The sequence below is a fragment of the Mixta sp. Marseille-Q2659 genome (assembly GCF_940807255.1).
Lineage (GTDB): Bacteria > Pseudomonadota > Gammaproteobacteria > Enterobacterales > Enterobacteriaceae > Mixta.
The window spans coordinates 1-25600 of record NZ_CALNWY010000011.1; the positions used below are offsets into that span (position 1 = coordinate 1).

Below are 25600 nucleotides of genomic sequence, written 5' to 3' on the forward strand. Positions count from 1 at the left end.
CCCGCGATGCCGTCCAGCAAGCGGTAGACGCGTTAGGCTATCGCCCGAACGCCAATGCACAGGCGCTGGTGACCCAGGTGAGCGATACCATCGGCGTGGTGGTAATGGATGTCTCCGATCCCTTTTTCGGCGCGCTGGTCAAAGCGGTAGATACCGTGGCGCAGCGCGTGCAGAAGCATGTCCTGATCAGCAACTCCTGGCATCAGGAAGAGAAAGAGCGGCACGCCATTGAGGTACTGATCCGTCAACGTTGTAATGCGCTGGTGGTGCATTCCAAATCCCTCTCCGACGCCGAGCTGGCCAGCTTTATGGATCAGGTGCCGGGTATGGTGCTGGTCAACCGCATTGTACCGGGCTATGAATACCGCTGCGTCGGGCTTGATAACGTTAGCGGTGCGCTGATGGCGACGCGCATGCTGTTACAACAGGGCCACTCGCGCATCGGCTATCTGGGTTCCAGCCATCCCATTGAAGATGAAGAACAGCGGCGCGCAGGCTGGCTGCAGGCGATGAATGAGCAGGGCATCAGCCCGCCGGAAGTCTGGATTGGCAGCGGCGAGCCCGATATGCAGGGCGGGGAAGCAGCAATGGTGGAACTGCTGGGACGCAATCTTCAGCTGACCGCGCTGTTTACCTATAACGACAGCATGGCGACCGGCGCGCTCACCACCTTAAAAGACAACGGCATTCTGGTGCCGCAGCATTTCTCCGTCATCGGCTTTGATGATATTCCCATTTCGCGTTACACCGATCCTCAACTGACGACCGTACGCTATCCCATTGTTTCAATGGCGAAACTCGCTACCGAGCTGGCTTTGAAAGGGGCGGCGGGCGAGCTGGACGTTAACGCGCAGCACTGTTTTATGCCGACGCTGGTGCGCCGTCATTCGGTGGCGATGCGGCAAAATGTGGGGCCGGTCACCTTTTCAAACGATAACGCGATGTAACCGTTTTCAATCTGTGAGTAAATTCACAGTTAATTAACATGTGCCTCTCTATGATAGCGACGTCTTAACGGCGATGAAACATAATGTAACGGCCAGAATCCTAAGATTGAAGCCGTCTGCTGTACGCCGCGCAACATTTTGTCATTACTTACCAGGAAGCGTTACCGATTAAGGAAGTCAGGTTTTGTGTCAGCAATCCGTCGGCTTTGCGTAACGTTTTATTAACTACCCGCCTGAGCTGATTTTTTCACTGAATGTCCGTGCTATTTCGTCGCCAGACGCAGGCTTCGGGCACAGAACGACCCCTGTAAAAACCGGAGATACTATGAATAAGAAGGTTTTCACCCTCACAGCCTTGGTTGCCAGCATGATGTTTGGTGCAACGGCGCACGCAGCAGATACCCGTATTGGCGTTACCATCTACAAATATGACGATAACTTCATGTCGATGGTGCGTAAGGATCTGGAGAAAGATGCCCAGGCCGCCGGCGGCGTGCAGCTGCTGATGAATGACTCGCAGAATGACCAGTCCAAACAGAACGACCAGATTGACGTACTGCTTGCGAAAGGGGTTAAGGCGCTGGCCATTAACCTAGTTGACCCGGCGGCTGCGGGCGTGGTGATTGATAAAGCGCGCAGCAATGACGTGCCGGTGGTGTTCTTTAACAAAGAGCCGAGCGCGAAAGTGCTGGCCGGTTATGACAAAGCCTATTACGTCGGCACCGACTCCAAAGAGTCTGGCGTTATTCAGGGGCAGCTGATTGAGAAACACTGGAAAGCGACGCCAGCCTGGGATCTGAATAAAGATGGCCAGATTCAGTTCGTGCTGCTGAAAGGCGAGCCGGGCCATCCGGACGCCGAAGCGCGTACCAAATATGTGATCGATACCCTGAATAAAGACGGCATCAAAACGCAGCAGCTGGCGATGGATACCGCCATGTGGGATACCGCGCAGGCGAAAGATAAAGTTGACGCCTGGCTCTCCGGCCCGAACGCCAACAAAATCGAAGTGGTGATCGCTAACAACGATGCGATGGCGATGGGTGCGGTTGAAGCGCTGAAAGCGCACAACAAATCCTCTATTCCGGTCTTCGGCGTCGATGCGCTGCCGGAAGCGCTGGCGATGGTGAAATCGGGTGCGATGGCCGGTACGGTGCTGAACGATGGCGCTAACCAGGCGAAAGCGACCTTCGAGCTGGCGAAAAACCTGGCTGACGGCAAACCCGCTGCGGAAGGCACCAACTTTAAACTGGAAAATAAAATCGTCCGTATTCCTTACGTCGCGGTAGATAAAGAAAACTTATCTCAGTTCAGTAAATAAACCCATCCGGGCGCAGTTTTCACTGCGCCCTTTTAGCCAGACGCAGACACTTTTAGCCAGGTAAATTATGGCCAGTGAAAATACAACACAGCAGCATGAATTCCTGCTGGAAATGACCGATATTAATAAGTCATTTCCCGGCGTGAAGGCGTTGGACAACGTTAATTTAAAAGTCCGGCCGCATTCCGTTCACGCGCTTATGGGGGAGAATGGCGCGGGTAAATCGACCTTATTAAAATGCCTGTTTGGTATTTACAGTAAGGACAGCGGAAGTATTCTTTTTCAGGGGAAAGAAGTTAACTTCAGCAGTGCCAAAGAAGCGCTGGAAAATGGCGTATCGATGGTGCATCAGGAATTAAACCTGGTATTGCAGCGTTCGGTAATGGATAACATGTGGCTGGGTCGTTATCCGAAAAAAGGGCTGTTTGTCGATCACGATAAAATGTATCGCGATACCAAAGACATTTTTGACGAACTGGATATTGATATTGATCCGCGTGAGAAAGTCGCACTGCTTTCCGTCTCGCAAATGCAGATGGTGGAAATCGCCAAGGCTTTTTCCTACGACGCTAAAATTGTGATTATGGATGAGCCGACCTCTTCTTTAACTGAGAAGGAGGTGAATCATCTGTTTACCATTATCCGTAAGCTGAAAGATCGCGGCTGCGGCATTGTTTATATCTCCCATAAAATGGAAGAGATATTTCAGCTGTGCGATGAGATTACTATCCTGCGCGACGGCCAGTGGATCGCCACTCAGCCGCTGGAAGGGCTGGATATGGATAAGATCATTGCCATGATGGTAGGGCGCTCGCTGAACCAGCGCTTCCCGGATAAAACCAACGTGCCGGGCGAAGTGATTCTGGAAGTGCGCAACCTGACCTCGCTGCGCCAGCCGTCTATTCGCGATATTTCGTTCGATCTGCATAAAGGGGAGATCCTTGGCATCGCCGGTCTGGTGGGCGCCAAGCGTACCGATATTGTGGAAACGCTGTTTGGCATCCGCGAAAAATCGGGCGGCACCATTAAGCTGCACGGCAAGGCGATTAATAACCACAGCGCCAATGAAGCCATTAACCACGGTTTCGCGCTGGTGACCGAAGAGCGCCGCTCGACCGGTATTTATGCCTACCTGGATATTGGCTTTAACTCATTAATTTCCAATATTCGGCAGTATAAAAATAAGCTCGGCCTGCTGGATAACAGCCGAATGAAAAGCGATACCCAATGGGTGATTGATGCAATGCGGGTAAAAACGCCGGGTCATCACACCTCGATTGGTTCGCTTTCCGGCGGCAACCAGCAGAAAGTGATTATTGGCCGCTGGCTGCTGACCCAGCCGGAAATATTAATGCTGGACGAACCGACGCGCGGTATTGACGTAGGCGCCAAGTTTGAAATTTATCAGCTTATTTCCGAACTGGCGAAGAAGGATAAAGGCATCATTATTATCTCTTCTGAAATGCCGGAACTGCTCGGCATTACTGACCGTATCCTGGTAATGAGTAATGGTCTCGTTGCGGGCATTGTTGAAACCAAAAATACCACGCAGAACGAAATATTACGTTTAGCGTCGTTACACCTTTAATGATGTAAGGGTTGTTACCATGAAAGCTACAACTAAAAAGAATGCGCTAACCTGGTTAAAAGAGGGCGGTATTTACGTGGTATTGCTGGTGCTGCTGGCAATTATCATTTTCCAGGACCCCACCTTCCTCAGCTTAATGAACCTGAGTAATATTCTGACCCAGTCTTCCGTGCGTATTATTATCGCGCTCGGCGTGGCCGGACTGATTGTTACTCAGGGCACTGACCTTTCTGCCGGACGTCAGGTCGGGCTGGCGGCGGTGGTGGCGGCGACGCTGCTGCAGTCGATGGAAAACGCCAATAAAGTGTTCCCCGGCATGGATACGCTGCCGATCCCGGTCGTGATTCTGGTTGTCTGCGTGATCGGCGGCCTGATTGGGCTGGTGAACGGCGTGATCATTGCCTATCTGAAGGTGACGCCGTTTATCACCACGCTGGGTACCATGATTATCGTCTACGGCATTAACTCGCTCTATTACGATTACGTGGGCGCTTCGCCGATTGCTGGCTTTGACGCGGGCTTCTCAACGTTCACCCAGGGCTTCCTGCGCTTTGGCGACTTTAAGCTCTCTTATATTACTTTCTATGCCATTATCGCCATCGTGTTCGTCTGGATCCTGTGGAACAAAACGCGCTTTGGTAAAAATATTTTCGCTATCGGCGGCAACCCGGAAGCGGCCAAAGTCTCTGGTGTTAACGTTCCTTTTAACCTGATCCTGATCTATGCGTTGTCCGGCGTGTTTTATGCGTTCGGCGGGATGCTGGAAGCGGGCCGTATCGGCAGCGCCACCAACAACCTCGGCTTTATGTATGAGCTGGATGCGATTGCGGCGTGCGTAGTGGGTGGCGTTTCCTTTGCTGGCGGCGTCGGTACCGTCGCGGGCGTGGTGACCGGGGTACTGATCTTTACCGTTATCAACTATGGCCTGACCTATATCGGCGTTAACCCGTACTGGCAGTACATTATCAAGGGCGGCATCATTATTTTCGCCGTCGCGCTGGATTCACTGAAATATTCTCGCAAGAAATAACCCTAATGGCGGCGGTGCAAACCGCCGCTTTTGCGTTAAGTATTGTCCAATACAGATTAAAATATTTTAATGATTAAGACTGCTACAAATAATACCGGCTTTAATTTTTTAAAAATATAAAAACAGACCGGAAACAATTTGTATATTTTTAATGAGAGTAACTTTTTAAGCCATTTGCGAGAATAGCCGTCACACAGTTGTGCTACGGTACTTATCCCATAAATGAAGTGGTTTACAAAAAGCGCGGTTTTGTTTTCCTGCAAAACCTCTCTGGCCGCGTTCCTGGCGTTAACGATTGCTCTGCTTCTTAATTTTGAAAAACCTGCCTGGGCAATGACGTCCGTCTTTGTCACCTCGCAATTATATGCTGCCTCAACCCTTTCCAAGTCGGTTTTCCGCCTGGCAGGAACCGTGCTGGGAGGGATCTTTATACTGCTGATCTATCCAGAAACCGTGCAGTCCCCATTGTTTTTCAGCTTCAGCGTTTCCTTGTGGGTATCGGTCTGTTTGTACCTTTCTCTTAAAGACCGTACTCCTAAAAGCTATATCTTTATGCTGGCCGGCTACAGCGCGGCGATCATGGGGTTTCCTGAGGTCACGTCGCCTTACGCGATCACCTCAACGGTGATTTCGCGCATAGAAGAAATTACCCTGGGGATCCTCTGTAGCTCGCTGATTCACCGGTTGATATTGCCGGTTCCCATGCAGCATCTGCTAAGTCAGAACGTTAACAATTGGTATAAAACCGCGCAGAAGCTCTGCAATGACTTAGTGACGCATGCACCGGGGCGCAATACGCCTGAGCGGGAGGATATCCTTATCGGCATGGCGAACTATCCGCTAAATGTGGAAACGCTCCTGACCCATTGCATCTACGAAGGCGAGGCCGCCCGCAAGGTGATCAGGCTGGTCAGCATTCAGTATAAGCATCTGACTTATCTGTTGCCGACGCTGACCGCCATTGAAACCCGGCTCAGCCTGTTGGCTGATTTAAAAATCGTCTTTCCAGCCCCGGTTAATCACGCTTTTCAGCACTTTCTTCTGTGGCTTAATTTTGACATAGCGCGCAATACGCCCGCGATGAAACATCTGCTGGAAGAGAGTCAGCTGACGCTGCAAAAAGAGTGGCGTGAGGGGAAAATCACGACCGAGGAGATTTTGCTGTTTACCGGTCTGCTGGAGCGGCTGGCTAATTTTGTGCGTATTGGCGATGCATTTCAGAATGTCAGCGCGTGGGCAGCCGATCTTTACAGCAACTGCGAGGCGGAGCTGGCGAAAAATAGCGGCAACGTACGCCATACCGATCGCGGGCTGCTGTTGCTTTCCGCGGTGACGGCTTTTATGGCGACCTTTCTTGCCAGCCTTTTCTGGATAGGCAGCGGCTGGGCTGACGGGGCAAGCGCGCCGTTAATGGCGGCTATCACCAGTTCTTTTTTTGCCAGCATTGATTCACCGGTCACGCCGATGCGGCTTTTCGTTAAAGGCGTGGTGATTGCGCTGTTGATTAGCCTGTTTTATATCGCCGTGCTGATACCGCAGGCAAACACGCTACAGGCGCTGATCATCTGTCTGTTTCCCGGCCTGTTTATGCTGGGCCTGGCGCTGGCGAGACCGTCAACCAATCTGATCGGACTCAGCGTGGCGATTCAGCTGCCCGGCTTTATCGGTCTTAGCCATCACTATGTACCTAACCTGATTGTTACGTTGAATGCGGGCCTCTCCACCCTGACCGGCATTGTGATCGCCGTCGCGCTCTCGGCGATTATCAGAAATAAACGCCCGTCATGGATAGCCCGGCGCGCGGTTTCGATGGGGATAAGGGATTTACTGGGATTTATGAAAGGTGTGGAGAGACATTCATCCTCCCTGCTGATGCGCCAGCAATTTATCATTCGTATGCTCGACAGAGTCAACGTCATTCTGCCGCGCAAGCGTCTTGATCCGCACCCCGATCTGGCGGCCAGCGGCGATCTGATTGCCGAAACCTGGATCGGTGCTAACTGCTATGACTTTTATGCGCGTTACCATCGCGAGCTACAACTGCACCAGCTCGATAGCGGCCAGATGTTTCATGAACTGAGCCTTTATCTCAGACGAAAAATGAAAGCTTTAGCAACCCAGCCGCATCAGGGATTGCTGGATGAGCTGAACGAGCTGCTGATCAGGCTGGAGCTGCTGGCGCTTGAGGATGATGCAACCTTTGCGCCGCTGGTGCATCTGTTTAATATTCGCGTCTCGCTCTTTCCTCATCAGCGCTGGCCCGGTTATACCAGCGCGCGCGCAAGCCTTCAGGGGGAAGGAGGTTGAAGAAAGCGTCACTATTTCTTCTGCTGCTTTTGCTCCAGCTCTAACAGCTGCTCCGGCGTTACCGCCGGATAGCTTTGCGCGCCCTGCGGCACTTCATGCACGGCGGGGATCGGCACCAGCGGGCCGAGGAAACGCGGCTCACGCTTCATAATATAGAGATCGGCCAGCGCGCCAAGGCGGGCGGCCACTTCGCGTGCGCGTACCGTCAGCATATTTTTGGGCGAGGGAACGGCGTAGCACTGCGCCTGAATGCCCATATGCAGCGCGATAAACAGCGCGCGTTCGCAGTGAAAGCGCTGGGTAATAATAATGAAATCGTTGGTATCAAAGACTTTGCGCGTGCGCACGATGGAGTCGAGCGTACGGAAACCGGCATAGTCCAGCACAATATCGGCAGGATCGACGCCTGCGGCGATCAGATCGCGGCGCATGGTCATCGGCTCGTTATAGCTCTGCTGGGCATTGTCGCCGCTGAGCAGCAGATAATTAACTTTGCCGCTGTTATAGGCGTTAAGCGCACCCTGAATACGATAGGCGTAATACTGATTCGGCACGCCGGCACGGTAATATTTGGCCGTCCCCAACACCACGCCCACCTGACGATGCGGCAATGATGTCAAATCGTCATAAACCCAGGGCGCCGTTTTCCAGGCGATCCAGCGATCGAGGCCGAGCGCGGTCAATATCATCAACAGCAGGATGATAATCAGACCATATGTCATGCGTTTCAACATGTTCGGCGTAGCTCTGGATGGGGCGGAAAGAATGTCTCAAGGCTACTTGAGGCGTTAACGTGAAGCAAGCGCGCGCCGATTGGGCGCGGCTTTTTTAAACAACCTCGCCGCCGCACGGGCGGAGAGGCTGCGGTTTAGATCGAGGTACGACGATAGTTACGATATTGCGGCATCCAGAAGTTATTGGCGATCGCTTTAGACAGCACATCTTCCGAGGTGACCACCGCCACGCCCGCCAGCTGCGCCGCTTTGCCAACCGCCATAGCGATGACTTTCGAGACGCCCTGAATATCTTTAATTTCCGGCAGTACCGGGCCTTCGCCTTCGTTAACCAGCGGTGAACAGTCCGCCAGCGCGCGGCTGGCCGCCATCAGCATGCTGTCGGTCACGCGCGTGGCGCCGGAGGCGATCACGCCCAGGCCGACGCCGGGGAAGATATAGGAGTTGTTGCACTGGGCGATAGGATAGGTTTTGCCCTGCCAGGTGACCGGCGCAAACGGACTGCCGGTGGCGACCAGCGCCGCGCCGTCGGTCCAGGCCAGCAGATCGGCCGGCGTGGCCTCCACGCGCGATGTCGGGTTGGAGAGCGGCATTACGATCGGACGCGCGCAGTGTTTGTGCATTTCGCGAATAATCTCTTCGCTGAACAGGCCCGGCTGGCCTGAAACACCAATCAGAATGTCCGGTTTGGCATTGCGCACCACGTCCATCAGCGAGACAGAATCACTGGCCAGATCCCAGCCGCTCAGGTTCTCGCTTTTCTGCACCAGTTTGCTCTGGAAGTTCAGCAGGTTTGGCAGCTTATCGGTCAGCAGGCCGAAGCGATCCACCATAAAGACTTTGGCGCGCGCTTCTTCATCGCTTAATCCTTCCGATTTCATCTGGGCAATAATCTGCTCGGCGATGCCGCAGCCCGCTGAACCCGCGCCGAGGAACACTACATTTTGATCGCGCAGGCGATTGCCCGCCGCACGGCTGGCGGCAATCAGCGTACCCAGCGTTACGGCGGCGGTGCCCTGAATATCATCGTTAAAGCAGCAAAGCTGATCGCGGTAGCGCTCCAGCAGCGGCATGGCGTTTTTCTGGGCGAAATCTTCAAACTGCAGCAGCACGTTTGGCCAGCGGCTGCGCACCGCCTGAATAAACTCATCGACAAAGCGGTCGTACTCTTCGCCGGTAATGCGCGGATGACGCCAGCCCATGTAGAGTGGATCGTTCAACAGCTGTTGGTTGTTGGTGCCGACATCCAGCACCACCGGCAAGGTGTAAGCCGGACTGATGCCGCCGCAGGCGGTATAGAGCGACAGTTTGCCGATGGGAATGCCCATGCCGCCGATGCCCTGGTCTCCCAGGCCGAGAATGCGCTCGCCGTCGGTCACCACGATCACTTTGACGTTCTGTTTGGTGGCGTTTTGCAGCATATCTTCAATGCTGGCGCGGTTCGGGTAGGAGATAAACAGGCCCCGGGCGCGACGGTAGATTTCCGAGAAGTGTTCACAGGCGGCGCCGACCGTCGGGGTATAGATAATCGGCATCATCTCTTCCAGATGATTGTCGAGCAGGCGATAGAACAGCGTTTCGTTAGTGTCCTGAATATTGCGCAGGTAGACGTGCTTATCGTTGTTGTTTTTGAAATCCTGGAACTGACGCCAGGCGCGCTCGGCCTGTTCCTCAATGGTTTCCACGGTTTCCGGCAGCAGGCCGTTCAGGTTGAAGTCGTTACGCTCTTCGATGGTAAAGGCGCTGCCTTTATTCAGTAAGGGAAATTCCAGCAGGATCGGACCGGCGTAGGGAATATAAAGCGGACGTTTACTCTCGTAATCGAGTTCCATGCGGTGTTTGCTCCGGTTACAGGCACGTTCTCTTAGGGGAAGTGGCCACTGTTTTTAGGGGGATAAGGTGCCATGATCCTAAGAAAATTCTCGCAGAAGTACAGCTTTTGTTAATCCCTGATAACAAAAGCTGGCACTTCCCGCAGAAAAGAGAGCAAAGGTTACGCTTTTTGCAGTGTGACGATATCCAGCTGGTGGCAGCCAAGCGCCTGTAAGGTGGCGGCGGTAGCGGCCCGCTGTTGCAGTTTCGCGTCGGGATTTTCCGCCAGCACGGCGCGCGTGATCGCCATACAGCTTTCCCCATGCATATTTAGCAGGATCAGGGCCGCCTGCAGTGGAGGCAGGCTGGGGTTAAAGGCCGCGTTTTCAATGTAGCCGCCGTGATAGATGGCGCCGCTGACGGTTTCCAGCGCGACGCCGCTGTGCGCCTGGCTGTAAGGCGCATGGCTGCGGTTGGCTGCGGCGATAGCCGCCTGCGTCAGCGCATCGCCCGTGGCGAGGTAGCCGTGGTTAACGTTGTCCATTACCAGCGTGGTGATATCCAGATCGCGCGGGCCGAAGGCATCCGGCAGGTAATCCGCCAGGGTGACCACCGGCTGATTCGGCAGGCTGATACGCAGCGCCGTGCCGCTGTTTAGCTCATTCATAAACTGGCGGCAGTGGCCGCAGGGCGTGTAGTTGACGGTCATGGTTTGCAGACCGCTTTCGCCGCGCAGCCAGGCATGGGTAACCGCACTTTGCTCGGCATGCACCGTTTGTTGCATGGTGGCGCCAGCAAACTCCATATTGGCGCCGAAGTACCAGTTCCCGCTGTTGCCGCGCGCAATAGCGCCAACGTTAAACTGCGACAGCGGGGTAACGGCGCAGGCTGCGGCCAGCGGCAGCAGCGCCAGCGCTAAGGCATCTTCGCTAAGTCCGCTCTGTTGGCAGAGTGTATTGACCTGGTCGGCGGTTAAAAAGGCGGCAAAATCTTCAGCGTCAAGAACAGGAAGAAGCGCGGCCTGAAGGTCAGCCGCCAGATTGGCAAGGGCCGGACGAAAACGTGGATTCATTGCATGCCTCTGATAACAGGGAATTACCCAAAATTGTAAAGCACCGACAGGGGGTTATATGTGATCTCTGTCGCTACGGCAATGCAATGAATGAAATGAAATTACAAAATGCGCGATCTCTCTCAAATTTTACCCAAAGAGCCTGAGCAGAACGGGAAAGAGAAACGGTGCCAGCAGCGAGGTGATAATGCCGCAGATGACCAGCGCCAGAGAGCTGAACGCGCCTTCCTGATAATCCAATTCCGCGCAGCGCGCAGTGCCGAGCGCGTGGGACGCGTTGCCGATCGCCAGTCCGCGCGAGGCTTTAGTTTTAATGCGCATCAGGTTAAGCAACATATGGCCAAAGACCGCGCCTAATACGCCCGCCAGCAGTACGCAGATGGCGCTGATCGCCGGAATGCCGTGTAGCGAAGCGGAAACCGCCATCGCAATCGGCGTAGTGACCGATTTCGGCATGATGGTGGCGGCGATTTCCGGTGTAGCGCCCAGCCAGAGGGCGATAGCGGTGCCGGAGACCATGGCAGTGATGCTGCCGATAAAGCAGACGCCGATAATGGATTTCCAGCGGGCGCGGATCTGGTGCAGCTGTTCATAGAGCGGCAGCGCCAGCGCCACCACTGAAGGCTGGAGCAGGTTGTTGAGGATTTCGCTGCCCTGGAAGTAGCGCGCGTAGGGCATATTGATCAGCAGTAGCAATGGAATAATGACTGCCATCGAGATCAGCAGCGGGTTAAATAGCGAAATTTTGACGCGTGCCGCCAGCCAGCGGGCGGAAAAGAATACTGCCAGCGTCAGCGGCAATGACCACCACATATCACTCATCTTTATTTTCCCCGACGATGGGTTTGCTGTGCAGGCGATGCGAGCTGTAGCCGACGATGATAAGAACCAGCATGGTGCTTAGCACGCAGGAGACCACGATGGGGCCGAACTGGGCGCTAAGAATATCGGTGTAGTTCATAACGCCGACGCTGATCGGCACAAAGAGCAGCGCCATATAGCGAATGATCAGGTAGCAGCCGGGTTTGACCCAGTTGACGGGAACGATTTGTAATCCCAGCAACAGAAAAAGGATCAGCATGCCGATAATACTGCCGGGAATAGTGATGGGCAGCAGGGCTGAAATACCGATTCCGGCATAGAGACAGAGGTAGATAATGATGAAGGCGCGCAGATAGCGCCAGCAGGTAGACAGCGCGACAGACATGGCAGACTCCTGTGGTTAGCGGCAATAATCATACGCCGAAACCATTATTCGTGCTACCGATCACACTTATTCGCAAGGGCAAAAAAGCTTTTCGGGCGGGAAGATTTTAACAGCGGGTAAGGTGGCAGCGTGGGGAGTTTGAGACTGGTCAACAGGACAGAAAGCTTCCCGAGCGGGAAGCTTTTAACAGCAGGTAATGTGACTGCGCCGGAAGTCCAGGCCGATCGTAAAGTCGCTATGCCATCCTTGGCCGCTCGGCCCGCGCCTTCCCTGGCGCGGGACGCTTTACTCTTCTGTCTGAACTCCCTGCGCCCTGGCATAGGTGTTGTTTGCCTAATAAACTCTTTAGCATGCGGAGTTGTTTGCCAAATCACATTTTTGGCTGGGGAGTCGTTTGTGGATCCCCAAGATGGCAGGGTAGCCGTTGCCGATTCCCTTACTGGAAAGTGGCAAACGGCGGACATTATTTCACCGGCATGCCAGGCTGTGCGCCGTCGGCACCGAGAATAAACAGATCTTTCCCACCAGGGCCAGCAGACAACACCATGCCTTCCGACACGCCAAAGCGCATTTTACGCGGCGCCAGGTTGGCAACGATAATCGTATGGCGACCAACCAGTACCGATGGATCCGGGTAAGCGGCGCGGATACCGGAGAAGATCTGGCGCGTTTCGCCACCCAGATCCAGTACCAGACGCAGCAGCTTATCGGAACCCTCAACCAGCTCAGCGGTTTTGATCAGCGCCACGCGCATATCCACTTTGGCAAAGTCGTCGATGGTAATGGTATCGGCGATAGGATCGTCCGCCAGCGGGCCAGTTGCCGCAGGCTGCGCGGCGGCAGCGGCATCTTCTTTCGACGCTTCGATCAGCGCGTTCACCTTCGGCATTTCGATACGGCTATAGAGCGCTTTAAACGGCGCTACTTCATGGTTCAGCAGCGGCTCGTCGATAGCGTCCCACAGCAGCTCGGTTTTCAGGAAGGCTTCTGCGCGTTCGCTTAAGGATGGCAGCACCGGCTTCAGCCAGGTCATCAGCACGCGGAACAGGTTGATGCCCATGGTGCAGATCGCCTGCAGGTCGGCATCGCGGCCTTCCTGCTTCGCCACTACCCACGGCGCCTGTTCGTCAACGTAGCGGTTCGCCACGTCAGCCAGCGCCATGATTTCGCGGATTGCGCGGCCATATTCGCGGCTCAGCCAGGCATCGCCGATGCTGGCGGAAGCGTCGGTGAAGGTTTTATACAGCGCCGGGTCGGCCAGCTGATCGGCCAGTTGGCCGCCGAAACGCTTGGTGATAAAACCGGCGTTGCGTGAGGCCAGGTTAACCACTTTATTAACGATGTCGGCGTTTACGCGCTGGACGAAATCTTCCAGGTTGAGGTCGATATCATCAATACGCGAGGAGAGCTTCGCCGCGTAGTAATAGCGCAGGCTGTCGGCATCCAGATGCTCAAGCCAGGTGCTGGCCTTGATAAAGGTGCCGCGCGATTTGGACATCTTGGCGCCGTTTACCGTGACATAGCCGTGAACGAACAGGTTATTCGGCTTACGGAAGTTGCTGCCTTCCAGCATCGCCGGCCAGAACAGGCTGTGGAAATAGACAATGTCTTTGCCGATAAAGTGATACAGCTCGGTAGTGGAATCTTTCTGCCAGAACTCATCAAAGTTCAGGTCACCGCGCTTGTCGCACAGGTTTTTGAACGAGCCCATATAGCCGATAGGCGCATCCAGCCAGACGTAGAAATATTTGCCCGGCGCGCCTGGGATTTCAAAGCCGAAGTAGGGCGCGTCGCGGGAAATATCCCATTGTTGCAGACCGGACTCAAACCACTCCTGCATTTTATTCGCTACCTGCTCCTGCAGCGCGCCGGAGCGGGTCCAGGCCTGCAGCATTTCGCTGAAGGAAGGCAGATCGAAGAAGAAGTGTTCGGAATCACGCATTACCGGCGTCGCGCCGGAGACGACCGATTTCGGCTCGATCAGTTCGGTCGGGCTGTAGGTTGAGCCGCAGACTTCGCAGTTGTCGCCGTACTGATCCGGCGCTTTGCATTTCGGGCAGGTGCCTTTGACAAAGCGGTCCGGCAGGAACATGCCTTTTTCCGGGTCGAACAGCTGGGAAATGGTGCGGTTTTTAATAAAGCCGTTCTCTTTCAGACGACCATAGATCAGCTCTGACAGCTCGCGGTTTTCATCGCTGTGCGTAGAGTGATAGTTATCATAGCTGATGTTAAAGCCAGCGAAATCTTTCTGATGCGCCTGACTCATCTCAGCAATCATCTGCTCTGGCGTGATGCCCATCTGCTGCGCTTTCAGCATGATCGGCGTGCCGTGCGCGTCATCAGCACAAATGAACCAAACCTGATTGCCGCGCATTCGCTGGTAACGGACCCAAATATCAGCCTGGATATGCTCCAGCATATGGCCGAGATGGACAGGACCATTAGCGTAAGGCAGAGCGCACGTTACCATTATTTTTTTCGCGACTTGAGTCATAGCGGGACTTATTTCTTCTGGTTAAAAAGGGCCTTAGATGGTAACCGAAAGCCCGACCTGACGTAAACAAAGGGATGCGGCGCATTGCCGCGCAAATACGATTTATGCTGGCTTCTGGTATGCTTAAGGGCATTAACGTATGTCCGATAAGGCCCTTAAATTCACGCGAGCCGCATGCCGGACATAAAATAACCTGAACCACAAGGAGAAGGGATGAGTTCACAATCCCACGGGGCTTTATCGCCCGAAACGCTGCGCGCCATGGCTGCGGGCGTATTGACAACTTTTGAGCATCCAACGCTGAAGCACAATCTGACCGCGCTCAAGGCGCTGCATCATGTCGCGTTGATGGATGGCAAACTGCATATCGAACTTAAAATGCCGTTCGCCTGGGGCAGCGGTTTTGAGGCGTTAAAAGAGCAAACCAGCGCCGACCTGCTACGCATTACCGGCGCGCAGGCGATTGACTGGCGTCTGACTCACGACATCGCCACCCTGAAGCGGGTAAAAAACCAGCCGGGCGCCAACGGCGTAAAAAATATCATTGCCGTCAGCTCCGGTAAGGGCGGCGTCGGCAAATCCAGCACCGCGGTCAATATGGCGCTGGCGCTGGCGGCTGAAGGGGCCAAGGTCGGCATTCTCGACGCTGATATTTATGGCCCGTCGGTACCGACCATGCTCGGCACCGAAGATCAGCGCCCCTCCTCACCGGACGGCAAGCATATGGCGCCGATCGTGGTGCATGGTCTGGCAACCAACTCCATCGGCTATCTGGTCACGGAAGATAACGCGATGGTGTGGCGTGGACCGATGGCCAGCAAAGCGCTGATGCAGTTGCTGAATGAAACGCTTTGGCCGGATCTGGATTACCTGATTCTGGATATGCCGCCGGGCACCGGCGATATTCAGCTGACGCTGGCGCAAAACATTCCGGTTACCGGCGCGGTGGTGGTTACCACGCCGCAGGATGTGGCGTTAATTGACGCGCGCAAAGGCATCGTGATGTTTGAAAAGGTCGAGGTACCGGTGTTGGGCATCGTGGAAAACATGAGCATGCACGTCTGCAGCAACTGCGGCCATCAGGAGGCGATCTTCGGCAGCGGCGGGGCAGAGCTGCTGGCGCACAAATATCACACCCGTCTGCTGGGGCAGCTGCCGCTGCACATTACCTTACGTGAAGATCTCGACGCCGGACAGCCGACGGTAATTCGCCGCCCGGACAGCGAATTTGCCGAGATCTATCGCCAGCTGGCGGGTGCGGTAGCGGCACAGCTTTACTGGCAGGGAGAGGTTATCCCTGGCGACATCGCTTTCCGCGCCCTGTAACCCGTTACAACGCCTGAAGATAGAGTTCCCGTACCTGCTCACGCGTGGCGGTACGGGGATTGGCTGGCGCGCAGGGATCCGCCAGCGCTTTATCCAGCCAGCCCTCAATATCCTTTTCCTCAATGCCTAACTGACGGAAGCCGGCAGGAATGCCTACCCGTGCGGCCAGCTGGCGCAGCGCTTCAATGGCCGCGTGGCTGGCGGTTTCTTCATCCATGCCTGCGGTATCGACGCCCAGCGCTGCGGCAATGCGCGCAAAGCGGCTGACGCTGGCGGAGCGGTTAAACGCGGCGACCACCGGCAGCAGAATCGCATTGCAAACCCCATGCGGCAGATTATGCGTCGCGCCCGGCTGATGGGCCAGCGCATGCACCAGCCCCAGGCCCGCGCTGTTAAATGCCATGCCCGCCAGATATTGCGCACAGGCCATCATCTCCCGCGCCTCGCGGTTCTTCCCATCTTCGACGGCGACAGGCAGCCAGCGATAAATCAGCCTGATGGCTTCCAACGCAGACGGATCGGTCAGCACATGCGCGCCCAGCGAAACGTAAGCTTCCAGCGCATGGGTCAGCGCATCCATGCCGGTGGCGGCCGTCACGTCCGCAGGAATGCCCAGCATCACGGCGGGATCGTCAACGGCAATATCCGGGATCAGATGGCTGTCGATAATGACCTGCTTAACCTGGCGGGCGCTGTCGGTAATCACCGCATTGCTGGTGGCTTCGGCAGCGGTGCCGGCGGTGGTGTTAATGGCGACCAGTGGCACGCCGGGCTGACTGACCTTACCGACGCCTGCGTAGTCAACCGCCCGACCCGGATTGGCCGTCAGGATTTTAATCGCTTTGGCGGTATCGATCGGGCTGCCGCCGCCAAAGGCGATAAGAAAATTGCACTGCTGTTCGCGGAAGGCGGCCAGCCCGGCCTGCACTTGCTCCTCCGTCGGGTTTGGCGCCACGCCGGTAAACAGGGCGTAAGGGATGGCGTGCTGCTCAAGGCTGCGGGTGAGATCGTCGGTCAGGCCGAGTCCGGCCAGCTGGCTGTCGGTCACGATCAGCGCCTTGCCCCAGTTTTTTTGCGCCACAAGGCGAGCCATATCTGCAATAGCGCCATAGCCGTGCAGGCTGATGCCCGGTAACGCCAGTTGAAAGCTCATAGGAATCTCCATCAATTGATAAACGAATGCGGTATCGATAGAGACAAAACTAGCGGGGCGGGCCAGCGAAAACCTTCCCGGTACGGTCACTGGCGCGGTCAGGCTGGCATTAACAGTAAGAAAAGGAGAGGGTGGCTCACATTTTTTGCGTGTTAAATGAATAAGTTAAATATTATCAATAAGTTAAATTAATTTTTCTGGCCTGCATAGCGCACCGTTGCCGCTTTTTTATAGTGCATCAGCACGTAGCTGCCGTGTTCGCTTTCCCCCTGTGAAACAATCTCCCAGCCATGATGCCGATAAAAAGCCTGCGCCTCTTTATTCGCCAGCAAACATTTCAGCGCGCCGGTTGAGGTGAAGCGTTCCTGCACCGCGCGCAGCAGCGCGCTGCCTGCGCCGCGCCCCTGAAATTGCGGATCGATAAACAGGCTGTGCAGAAAATTGTCATTTTCCAGCCAGGCGGCAAAGCCCAGCCGGTGACCATCCTCTTCGGCAACCAGAATCTCTTCTCCCATTACCACGCGATCGAAATCCTCCAGCTGCCAGCCTGCCGGATCGAGCCAGGTCCAGTTTTCCCGGCGCGCGGCAAGAAACAGCGTGCGTAGAAAAGGCCGGTCGGCTTCGGTAAAGGGACGAATGTGCATGACTTCTCCTTAATACTCAGACGCAGAGCTGCGCGTGGGCAGATGTTAATAAAATTAGCAGGTTTAAAACGAAACGGTGGCGTGAGCGGTAGCAGAAAAGCGTAACAGCAGCAGAATGGCTAAAAAAACGCCGCCAGAGCGATGCAATGGCGGCGTCTGCAGGAGAACGATCGGATCAGGCGACGCCGGACGGTACGGCGTGCGCGGTATTCGGCGGCGCGTCGTCCTGATATTTTTCAATCTCCAGCTGCGCCATATGGCCGCAGTTGCCCTGCGCCAGCATCGAAGTGCCAATATCAAATGTCAGGCAGTTGACGTTACCGTTGCGGCACAGCGTGCCAGGTTCGGCGGGATCGGCAGGATCGTACCAGGCGCCTTCGCTGATGCGCACTACGCCGGGGCGAATATCTTTTGTGACCACGGCACCAACCAGGATCTGCCCGCGATCGTTAAAGGCGCGCACCAGATCGCCGCTGCTAATTCCACGCTGCGCGGCATCCTGCTCGTTAATTAGAATCTCCTCGCGGTTGGCGACCGCATGCTTCTCGCGCAGCGGCGTATTATCCAGCTGGGAATGCAGGCGGTAGACGGGATGCGCGGTGTTCAGCGACAGCGGCCAGCGTTTGGCCTGTTCACTGCCGCGCCACTCATGCGGCGGCAGCCAGCCGGGCAGGCCGGGGCAGTCGGCATAATTCATCGCGGCGATGCGCTGCGAGAAAATCTCGATCTTGCCGGAAGGGGTGCCCAGCGGATTCAGCAGTGGATCGGCGCGAAAATCGGCAAAGCGCACCCACTGTTTGTTGGCCTCAGGGATTGGGAAACGGATATAGCTGTTGGCGTTCCAGAACATATCGAACGGCGGCAGCGCCACGCCAGCGGTACGCGCCTGGCTTTTCATATTGTCGTACATCGACTTCAGCCACAGCATTTCGTCCCGGCCTTCGCTAAAGGCTTGTTCGACGCCCAGACGGGCGGCGATGGCGCGGAAAATATCGAAGTCATTGCGCGCCTGATGCTGCGGCGGCACGCACTGGCGCATCGGGAAGACATAGAGCTGGGAATAGTCGCCGCCCATCTCCAGATCGTTGCGCTCATAGCTGGTGGTGCAGGGCAGCACAATATCGGCATGTTTGGCCGTCGCCGTCCAGTAAGGCTCCTGCACCACAATAGTTTCCGGCCTCTGCCAGGCCTTGAGCAGGTTATTAGTGTCCTGATGATGATGGAACGGGTTGCCGCCCGCCACATAAACCATTTTTACCTCAGGATAGGTGACCTGACGGCCATTGAAGTTAATGGTTTTGCCAGGATTTGCCAGACAGTCGGCGATACGCGCAACCGGAATCGGCGCCGGAGCGTTTTTCGGCGCCTCGCCTGCGCTGATGCCGGAAATAATGCCGCCGCGCGCCGTCGGGCTGCCGCCGGAAGAGTAGTGATAGCCGAAGCCGAAGCCGCCGCCCGGCAGACCAATCTGGCCCAGCATCGCCGCCAGCGTAACCAGCAGCCAGTGCGGCTGTTCGCCGTGATGCTGGCGCTGAATGCCCCAGCCGCCCATGATCATGGTGCGCTTGCTTGCCATTTCGCGCGCCAGCTGGCGGATCGTCTCCGCTTCCACGCCGCATATCTCGCTGGCCCAGTCGGCGCTTTTCACCACGCCGTCGCTTTCACCCAGCAGGCTGGCGCGGAAACGATCGAAGCCGACGGTATAGCGTTTCAGGAAGGCTTCATCATGCAGCTGTTCGCTGAGCAAGGTGTGGGCGATGCCCATTATCAGCGCCGAATCGGTGTAGGCATGCGGCGCGATCCACTGTGCGCCCAGCGCTTTCGCGCCCGGCTGATGAACCGGATCGATGGAAATAACCCTGGTGCCTTTGTTCGCCAGCTGCGCAAAACCGTCCAGCCCCACGTGATCCGGCACGTTCCAGCTGTTTTTCAGCGTGGTCTGCGGATTACAGCCCCAGAGGATCACCAGCTCGCTGTTCTCCAGCACGTTGGGCCAGCTGGTTTGCTGCTCGTACACCTCCATGGAGCCGACCACGTGCGACATAATCACCTGCGCCGCGCCGGTGGAATAGTCGCCGCTGTAGCTGAGGAAGCCGCCGGAAAGATTCATCAGGCGATGCAGCAGGGCGCGGCAGTTGTGTAGCATGCCGGTGCTTTTCCAGCCGTAGGAACCTGCATATATCGAGGAAGGGCCGTCATTTTGTTGCAGACGGCGAATTTCATCGCTGACCAGCGCAATGGCTTTATCCCAGCTGACCGCGACCCACTCGTCGCGTCCGCGCAGTTCCGGCCGGCTACCGGGGCCGTTTTCCAGCCAGCTTTTGCGCACCATCGGCGTTTTAATGCGGTTCGGCGCATAAACCTGCCAGGGCGCCATGCTAATCAGTTCGTTGGGGGCCGGATCGTCCTGTACCGGCTGAACGCCGACCATCCGACCTTCTTCCACTATCGCCTCGAAAGCGCCCCAATGAGCGGCGGTCAGAATGCCTTTTTGCGCCGGACGCAGGGCGGTAAACTGCGGCAGCGCCTGGCTGATGGCCTGCGCCAGTGCCGATTTGCTAAAGCTCGCCTGCAGCGCGCTGGCGGCCAGCAGCCCGCCGCTGGCCTGTAAAAAACGTCGGCGTGACCAGCCGGAGAATTGACCTTTTGTCATTTTTCGCTTCCCTCTGAAATCGTCATATCACTGGCATGTTTCTGTGCGTATTGCGTCAGTAAGCGCAACTGCTCCTCATCCAGCGAGGTGCGCGGCGCCATCCCTTTCATCACGCCGATCCATTGGTTGGCGTTAAAGTGATCCAGCGCGGTCAGACCGTGGCAGCCGGTGCAGTTAGCCGACATCAGTCCGGCGGCGTACTGCCAGATTTTCTGCTGATCTTCGATGAGGATGTTTTTCGGCAGCCAGAAGGTTAACGAGACCTGATTCCACTGCTGGCCGGTTTCGCTATCGGTCTGCGTGTTCAGCACCTGCACTTTTTCCGCCGCGCTTTCATCCAGCACCGCGCTCATGATGCGTTTGCCCGGCGCGGCATAGATTGCGCCCGGCACGTCCTGCTGCTGCCAGCCGTTAAGACGGGCCTGCAGCTGTTCGCCGTCGCGCTGTAAAACCGTGACTTTTGTGGATGGGAACAGGGTGCCATCAGCGGCTTCACCGGTGGCGGCAAGGCGGAAAGGCTGAGTCTTGACGGCATACAGCGTGGTGGCTTTCACAGAGGCGTGAGCGGCGGCAGCCATCAGCTGACTCGCGCCGCTGGCGTTGCTGGCGCTCATATCGGGTAAAATGTGCGCCACGCCGCGGTGACAGTCGATACAGGTCTGGCCTTCGCGGATCGCGGTGGGATGTGCCTTACGCGCTTCCGGGCGCTGAGCCAGCAGGTCCATCGCGTCAAAGCTGTGGCAGCTGCGGCAGGTGGCGGAATCGTTGGCCTTCATGGTTTTCCACACCGATTCCGCCATGGTGAGTTTATGGGCGTTATATTTCTCTTCGCTGTCGATCTTGCCGCTAATCTCGCCCACCACATCTTTCAGCGCGCCCATTTTGGTCAGCATGTAATCCACCGGCTGGGGCGGAACATGGCAATCGGCACATTCGGCGCGAATACCCGCCGGGTTTTGAAAGTGGATACTGCCCTGATACTCCGCCAGCGGACGCTGCATACTGTGGCATGAGACGCAAAACTCGCTGTCGCTGGTTTTGTGCATTATCGTTACGCTGGTGGCTAAAATGACCACGCCCGCAATCGCGCCCAGTAATAACAACCCCATCACCCGCCAGCTTCTAAGCCACGCGAAGCTTAAACACCGCCTGCTCTTCGCCATGTAACCTCCTGGTTTATAATTATTTATCGCCACGGCCTTGCGCCCGTGAAAAAAGCAGTTCTGTATACCTCTAAATGAGTACGTGCGGATTGTGCAGTATCAAAGAAAGGAAGCTTTAGCGAAGCGCGTAGCGAGAAAGGTGACAAAGGCAGTAACGGGCGCTTTGCTTAGTTACAACATACTGAAAGCAAGAAAAGACGGCCCATGAAGCTACGGCAATGCCATCAGGGTAAGACGCTTGGTAAAGCGGTTCGGGAGGGAAATCTGAGACAGGGCGGCCCGCCGGGGCCGCGCCTGTAAAGATTAAGCGGGTCGTTATTGCCCTAAATCACGCAGCTTTTTACCGGCCATCAGGTTCTTCTCGATATGTTCCAGCGTGACGTTTTTGGTTTCGGGAATGAGCCAGAAGGTGATAACGATAAATGCCAGGTTAAAACCGGTATAAAGCCAGAAAGTACCGGCCGCGCCAATGCTGTCCAGCAAGGTCAGGAAAGTCGCGCCGATAATCATATTGGCTACCCAGTTGGTGGTGGTTGAGCAGGTAATGCCGAAATCACGGCATTTCAGCGGCTGGATCTCTGAGCAGAGGATCCAGACTACCGGCGCGGCGCTCATCGCGTAGCCAGCAATGCACATCATGGTCATCCCGACCGACAGCCAGGAGAGGCCGCTGCTGATCTCGCCTTTTCCGGCCTGCATCAGGCAATAGCCCAGCACCAGCGTAGCAAACGCCATCACCGAAAAACCAATTTTCAGTACCGGCTTGCGGCCCGCTTTATCGACGGTAAAGACCGCAATCAGCGTCGCCAGCATAAAGGTCAGCCCGACCACAACGGTCGCCATCATCTGCTGCTGCGTATTGCTGAAGCCCGCCATTTTAAAAATTTGTGGCGCGTAGTACATGATGATATTCATACCGGTAAACTGCTGCATTGCCTGCAACAACATGCCGAGAAATACCGCGCGCCGCACATTGTTGTTGCGCTTAAACAGCGCCCAGCCGCCCTGTTTCATTTGCAGGCTCTGACGGATTTCATTGAGTTCCGCCCGCGCTTTATCAGAGGTATCGCGCAACATGCGCAGCACTTCTTCCGCTTCGATATGCAGCCCCTTGGCCGCCAGCCAGCGCGGGCTGTTCGGCAGAAAAATCACCAAACCAAATAACAGCACCGCCGGCAGCGCAAGAATACCCAGCATGGCGCGCCAGTTGCCGCTGTAGCTCAGAGCGGTATCAGAGAGAAACGCCAGCAGAATGCCAAAGGTAATCATCAGCTGATACATACTGATCATCTTGCCGCGAATATGTTCGCTGGCCATTTCCGAAAGATACAGCGGGGCGGTATAGGAGGCGATGCCGACCGCGACGCCCAACACCACGCGCGCCGCCAGTAACAGTTCCAGGCTGTTGGCAAATGCCGATCCCAACGAACCGATAATAAATAACACTGCGCCAGCCATCAGGCTGTATTTGCGTCCCAGCCGCGAGGAGACCCAGCCGTTACAGATTGCGCCCAGCGCCGCGCCCAGCATCATGCTGCTGACAACCCACTCCTGTTGATGGCTGGTAAGCGAAAAATGATCGGTAATAAAGGGCAGCGCCCCGGCTATCACGCCAATGTCCAGCCCGAACAGCAGGCCAGCCAGCGCGGCGGAAAAAGAGATAAACAAATTCATACGACGCACTTTGCGTCTGTGCATATCGCTTATATCTAAATTACTGTTTACGTAAGACATTTACGGCTCCAGGTTAAAGTGCTGCATCATCCGGCAACATACAAAATTCTTTGTGCCAGGCGTGATGGCAAATGGTCCATAGAGATGGATATTCCTGCTGCTGCCGGAGCTTTTGTGATGGAGATCTCGCTTTAATCTCCAGGATAGGCGGGCAAATCGCTATGACGCCAGATGATGGCCGTTGGAAAATCATTTGCGGACTGCGGACTGCGGACTGCGGACTGCGGACTGCGGACTGCGGACTGCGGACTGCGGACTGCGGATGTTTCCTGCCGCCAGCGGCACATTGACTTGCGCTATAAGCAGGTCAATTTGTGGATTTTTATGCGATTTTGTTGATAATATGCAGCGTTAACTGTTGTTACTTTGAGTTAACGTAGTTAATTGCGTTATCAAACTGCGGGAAGAGAAGATGAAATATAAAACGTTAATGCTGAGCGCCCTGTTTATCGCGACAGCAGCCAACGCCAGCGACATGCAAAAGGCGGCGCCAGCCGATCAACCGTTAAAAGCCGTGGCGCCTTATCCGCAAGCGGAGAAAGGGCAGGTGCGCCAGGTCATTTATCTGCCGCAGAAGGCTAATGAAGATCGCTACAAGGTTGAACTGCTGATTGGTAAGACGCTGGAAGTAGACTGTAATCGCCGTATCATGGGCGCTGAAATGGAGCAAAAAACGCTGGAAGGCTGGGGATATGACTATTTTGTGGTAACCAAAGTAAGCCCGCCGGCCTCGACTATGATGATGTGCCCGGATAAAACCACGCATCAGGAATTTGTTGCCGCTAACCTGGGCCAGCACAGTCTGCAGCGCTATAACAGCAAGCTGCCGATCGTGGTTTATACGCCTGCGGATGTGCAGGTGAAATATCGCCTGTGGCAGGCTGACGAAACGGTAAACGACGCGGTTAAGAAATAACGAGCCCATCAGCGGGGCGGCGGTGTAGCCAGCCTCGCTGCATATGACTTTTGCTTTCCGGCTGACAGCCCCCGCTGCGTCTAACGTTTTGCTCTCCGGCTGACAGCCTCGTTGCGTCTAACGTTTTGCTCTCCGTCTGGCATCCCCGATGTGCTTGACGTTTTATCCTCGGCTGCCCGCTTCGCGGTGTATTACTCTTTATCCTCTGTTATCTGCCGCTGCGCTGCCTTCTCAACCAGAATATCTGCCGGAAAAGGCCCTGTTTTAATGATGAAAGGGCGATTAACTTTCTTTTGCCCGTTTTTACCGTTTTAATCGCGCAAAAAATATTTTTCTTATTTTAGGAATTTTCTTTTACCTGGCGCGGATCACTGCTTACCATTAATTCTTTTTCACCGCTGAATGGATTTGTAATGCGTTATTCTGGCCTTCTTCTACCGCTGATCCTGACTCTGGCTGCCTGTAGCAGCAAACCGCCCGCCACCGCGCCGCAAAGCGGCAACCCGTTTCTCGGAAATGGCGGCTTTTTACTGAAGCCCGACCATGAAATTCATCCGCTAAGCGGCGACTTTGCCGGTAATCCGGCCGCCGAGCGTTTTGTCGATAAAATGGTGCAGGAGCATGGCTTTAACCGTCAGCAGCTGCACGATGTGCTGGCGCAGGCAAAACGGCTGGACTGGGTGCTGCGGCTGATGGATCGCCAGGCGCCCAGCTATCAGGCGCCGTCTGGCCCTAACGGTGCCTGGATTCGCTATCGCAATAAATTTATCACGCCGGGCAACGTGCAAAACGGCGTCGCCTTCTGGAATCAGTATCAGGATGCGTTGCAGCGTGCGCAGCGAGAATATGGCGTTCCGCCAGAGATCATTGTCGGCATTATCGGCGTGGAAACCCGTTGGGGCCGCGTAATGGGCAAAACCCGCATTATTGATGCGTTAGCAACGCTCTCTTTCGCCTATCCGCGCCGCGCCGAGTTTTTCAGCAGCGAGCTGGAAACCTTCTTATTGATGGCGCGTCAGGAAGGGCAGGACCCGCTTGACCTGCGTGGCTCTTATGCAGGCGCGATGGGCTACGGGCAGTTTATGCCTTCCTCTGAGAAGCAGTATGCCGTCGATTTTAACGGCGACGGACATATCAATCTGTGGGATCCGGTGGATGCTATCGGCAGCGTAGCGAACTATTTCAAACAGCACGGCTGGCAGGCGGGCGAAACCGTTGCCGTACCGGCCAGCGGGCAGGCGCCAGGGCTGGAGAGCGGCTTTAAAACCCGTTACAGCATCAGTAGCCTGACGGCGGCGGGTTTGCGTCCGCAAACGCCTATTAACGGCAATCCGCAGGTCAGCCTGTTGCGTTTCGATATGGGCAAGTATTACCAGTACTGGTACGGCTTACCCAACTTCTATGTGATTACCCGCTATAACCACAGCAATCACTATGCGATGGCGGTCTGGCAGCTGGGCGAGGCGGTAAGCCTGGCGCGATAGTAAGATTGATGCGTG

19 protein-coding genes are annotated in these 25600 nt (G+C 55.6%); 8 read left to right on the forward strand and 11 right to left on the reverse strand.

The genetic code is table 11. The features are described 5' to 3' along the window. From galS to P3C52_RS09950, 5 genes are all read left to right on the forward strand, one after another. The coding region (gene galS, locus P3C52_RS09930) for an HTH-type transcriptional regulator GalS (RefSeq protein WP_275554848.1) at positions 1-947 on the forward strand (947 nt) is incomplete at its 5' end. A gap of 325 nt (positions 948-1272) precedes the next feature. Next, positions 1273-2268 (forward strand): galactose/glucose ABC transporter substrate-binding protein MglB, encoded by a 996-nt coding sequence (gene mglB / locus P3C52_RS09935; RefSeq protein WP_275554849.1) that lies wholly within the window; start codon positions 1273-1275, stop codon positions 2266-2268. Between the two features lie 67 nt (positions 2269-2335). Beyond that, positions 2336-3856 carry a galactose/methyl galactoside ABC transporter ATP-binding protein MglA gene (gene mglA, locus P3C52_RS09940; protein ID WP_275554850.1) on the forward strand — a complete coding sequence of 507 codons (1521 nt, stop codon included), beginning with the start codon at positions 2336-2338 and terminating at the stop codon, positions 3854-3856. A gap of 19 nt (positions 3857-3875) precedes the next feature. After that, positions 3876-4886 (forward strand): galactose/methyl galactoside ABC transporter permease MglC, encoded by a 1011-nt coding sequence (mglC, locus tag P3C52_RS09945; RefSeq protein ID WP_275554851.1) that lies wholly within the window; start codon positions 3876-3878, stop codon positions 4884-4886. A 222-nt stretch (positions 4887-5108) separates the two neighbouring features. After that, positions 5109-7193, forward strand: coding sequence for an FUSC family protein (locus P3C52_RS09950; RefSeq protein ID WP_275554852.1), 2085 nt, complete (start codon positions 5109-5111; stop codon positions 7191-7193). Positions 7194-7204: 11 nt separating this feature from the next. Here P3C52_RS09950 and sanA read toward each other — a convergent pair whose 3' ends face one another. The 6 genes from sanA to metG all read right to left on the reverse strand — a co-directional run bounded on the left by sanA (position 7205) and on the right by metG (position 14512). Further along, entirely contained in the window at positions 7205-7927 is a 723-nt protein-coding gene (gene sanA, locus P3C52_RS09955) for an outer membrane permeability protein SanA (RefSeq protein WP_275554853.1), read from the reverse strand. A 134-nt stretch (positions 7928-8061) separates the two neighbouring features. Next, complete coding sequence (locus P3C52_RS09960) at positions 8062-9759, reverse strand: NAD-dependent malic enzyme (protein ID WP_275554854.1); 1698 nt, start codon at positions 9757-9759, stop codon at positions 8062-8064. A gap of 161 nt (positions 9760-9920) precedes the next feature. Further along, positions 9921-10811: a cytidine deaminase gene (gene cdd / locus P3C52_RS09965; protein ID WP_275554855.1), complete on the reverse strand. Its 891-nt coding sequence runs from the start codon at positions 10809-10811 to the stop codon at positions 9921-9923. 129 nt (positions 10812-10940) lie between these two features. Then, the gene (locus P3C52_RS09970) at positions 10941-11633 is read right to left on the reverse strand and encodes a CidB/LrgB family autolysis modulator (protein ID WP_275554856.1); all 693 of its coding nucleotides are present in this window, start codon (positions 11631-11633) and stop codon (positions 10941-10943) included. Then, entirely contained in the window at positions 11626-12018 is a 393-nt protein-coding gene (locus tag P3C52_RS09975; RefSeq protein ID WP_275554857.1) for a CidA/LrgA family protein, read from the reverse strand. Before P3C52_RS09975 ends, P3C52_RS09970 begins: the two co-directional genes overlap by 8 nt. A 463-nt stretch (positions 12019-12481) precedes the next feature. Continuing rightward, positions 12482-14512 carry a methionine--tRNA ligase gene (gene metG, locus P3C52_RS09980; RefSeq protein ID WP_275554858.1) on the reverse strand — a complete coding sequence of 677 codons (2031 nt, stop codon included), beginning with the start codon at positions 14510-14512 and terminating at the stop codon, positions 12482-12484. 213 nt (positions 14513-14725) lie between these two features. Here metG and apbC point away from each other — a divergent pair, with 213 nt between their 5' ends. Beyond that, positions 14726-15838: an iron-sulfur cluster carrier protein ApbC gene (gene apbC, locus P3C52_RS09985; protein WP_275554859.1), complete on the forward strand. Its 1113-nt coding sequence runs from the start codon at positions 14726-14728 to the stop codon at positions 15836-15838. Between the two features lie 4 nt (positions 15839-15842). On the opposite strand, the gene fucO is transcribed toward apbC, so the two are convergent. The 5 genes from fucO to P3C52_RS10010 all read right to left on the reverse strand — a co-directional run bounded on the left by fucO (position 15843) and on the right by P3C52_RS10010 (position 23185). Next, on the reverse strand, positions 15843-16991 hold the full coding sequence (fucO, locus tag P3C52_RS09990) for a lactaldehyde reductase (protein WP_275554860.1): 1149 nt from the start codon (positions 16989-16991) through the stop codon (positions 15843-15845). Between the two features lie 188 nt (positions 16992-17179). Next, entirely contained in the window at positions 17180-17635 is a 456-nt protein-coding gene (locus P3C52_RS09995; protein WP_275554861.1) for a GNAT family N-acetyltransferase, read from the reverse strand. Between the two features lie 175 nt (positions 17636-17810). After that, positions 17811-20288: a trimethylamine-N-oxide reductase TorA gene (gene torA / locus P3C52_RS10000; protein WP_275554862.1), complete on the reverse strand. Its 2478-nt coding sequence runs from the start codon at positions 20286-20288 to the stop codon at positions 17811-17813. Continuing rightward, the gene (locus P3C52_RS10005) at positions 20285-21397 is read right to left on the reverse strand and encodes a NapC/NirT family cytochrome c (RefSeq protein ID WP_275554863.1); all 1113 of its coding nucleotides are present in this window, start codon (positions 21395-21397) and stop codon (positions 20285-20287) included. Before P3C52_RS10005 ends, torA begins: the two co-directional genes overlap by 4 nt. 369 nt (positions 21398-21766) lie before the next feature. Beyond that, positions 21767-23185 carry a sugar porter family MFS transporter gene (locus tag P3C52_RS10010; RefSeq protein ID WP_275554864.1) on the reverse strand — a complete coding sequence of 473 codons (1419 nt, stop codon included), beginning with the start codon at positions 23183-23185 and terminating at the stop codon, positions 21767-21769. Positions 23186-23597: 412 nt separating this feature from the next. On the opposite strand from P3C52_RS10010, the gene eco reads away from it, so the two are divergent. After that, positions 23598-24101, forward strand: coding sequence for a serine protease inhibitor ecotin (gene eco / locus P3C52_RS10015; RefSeq protein ID WP_275554865.1), 504 nt, complete (start codon positions 23598-23600; stop codon positions 24099-24101). A 413-nt stretch (positions 24102-24514) separates the two neighbouring features. Next, a complete protein-coding gene (mltB, locus tag P3C52_RS10020; RefSeq protein ID WP_275554866.1) occupies positions 24515-25585 on the forward strand; it encodes a lytic murein transglycosylase B in 1071 nt (356 codons plus the stop codon). Positions 25586-25600 lie beyond the last annotated feature (15 nt).

What these genes read in the sequence shown, in the direction of transcription:
- mglB (WP_275554849.1), top strand. Translation starts at nt 1,273, where the DNA reads ATGAATAAGAAGGTTTTCACCCTCACAGCCTTGGTTGCCAGCATGATG.
- mglA (WP_275554850.1), top strand. Translation starts at nt 2,336, where the DNA reads ATGGCCAGTGAAAATACAACACAGCAGCATGAATTCCTGCTGGAAATG.
- mglC (WP_275554851.1), top strand. Translation starts at nt 3,876, where the DNA reads ATGAAAGCTACAACTAAAAAGAATGCGCTAACCTGGTTAAAAGAGGGC.
- P3C52_RS09950 (WP_275554852.1), top strand. Translation starts at nt 5,109, where the DNA reads ATGAAGTGGTTTACAAAAAGCGCGGTTTTGTTTTCCTGCAAAACCTCT.
- sanA (WP_275554853.1), bottom strand. Translation starts at nt 7,927, where the DNA reads ATGTTGAAACGCATGACATATGGTCTGATTATCATCCTGCTGTTGATG.
- P3C52_RS09960 (WP_275554854.1), bottom strand. Translation starts at nt 9,759, where the DNA reads ATGGAACTCGATTACGAGAGTAAACGTCCGCTTTATATTCCCTACGCC.
- cdd (WP_275554855.1), bottom strand. Translation starts at nt 10,811, where the DNA reads ATGAATCCACGTTTTCGTCCGGCCCTTGCCAATCTGGCGGCTGACCTT.
- P3C52_RS09970 (WP_275554856.1), bottom strand. Translation starts at nt 11,633, where the DNA reads ATGAGTGATATGTGGTGGTCATTGCCGCTGACGCTGGCAGTATTCTTT.
- P3C52_RS09975 (WP_275554857.1), bottom strand. Translation starts at nt 12,018, where the DNA reads ATGTCTGTCGCGCTGTCTACCTGCTGGCGCTATCTGCGCGCCTTCATC.
- metG (WP_275554858.1), bottom strand. Translation starts at nt 14,512, where the DNA reads ATGACTCAAGTCGCGAAAAAAATAATGGTAACGTGCGCTCTGCCTTAC.
- apbC (WP_275554859.1), top strand. Translation starts at nt 14,726, where the DNA reads ATGAGTTCACAATCCCACGGGGCTTTATCGCCCGAAACGCTGCGCGCC.
- fucO (WP_275554860.1), bottom strand. Translation starts at nt 16,991, where the DNA reads ATGAGCTTTCAACTGGCGTTACCGGGCATCAGCCTGCACGGCTATGGC.
- P3C52_RS09995 (WP_275554861.1), bottom strand. Translation starts at nt 17,635, where the DNA reads ATGCACATTCGTCCCTTTACCGAAGCCGACCGGCCTTTTCTACGCACG.
- torA (WP_275554862.1), bottom strand. Translation starts at nt 20,288, where the DNA reads ATGACAAAAGGTCAATTCTCCGGCTGGTCACGCCGACGTTTTTTACAG.
- P3C52_RS10005 (WP_275554863.1), bottom strand. Translation starts at nt 21,397, where the DNA reads ATGGGGTTGTTATTACTGGGCGCGATTGCGGGCGTGGTCATTTTAGCC.
- P3C52_RS10010 (WP_275554864.1), bottom strand. Translation starts at nt 23,185, where the DNA reads ATGTCTTACGTAAACAGTAATTTAGATATAAGCGATATGCACAGACGC.
- eco (WP_275554865.1), top strand. Translation starts at nt 23,598, where the DNA reads ATGAAATATAAAACGTTAATGCTGAGCGCCCTGTTTATCGCGACAGCA.
- mltB (WP_275554866.1), top strand. Translation starts at nt 24,515, where the DNA reads ATGCGTTATTCTGGCCTTCTTCTACCGCTGATCCTGACTCTGGCTGCC.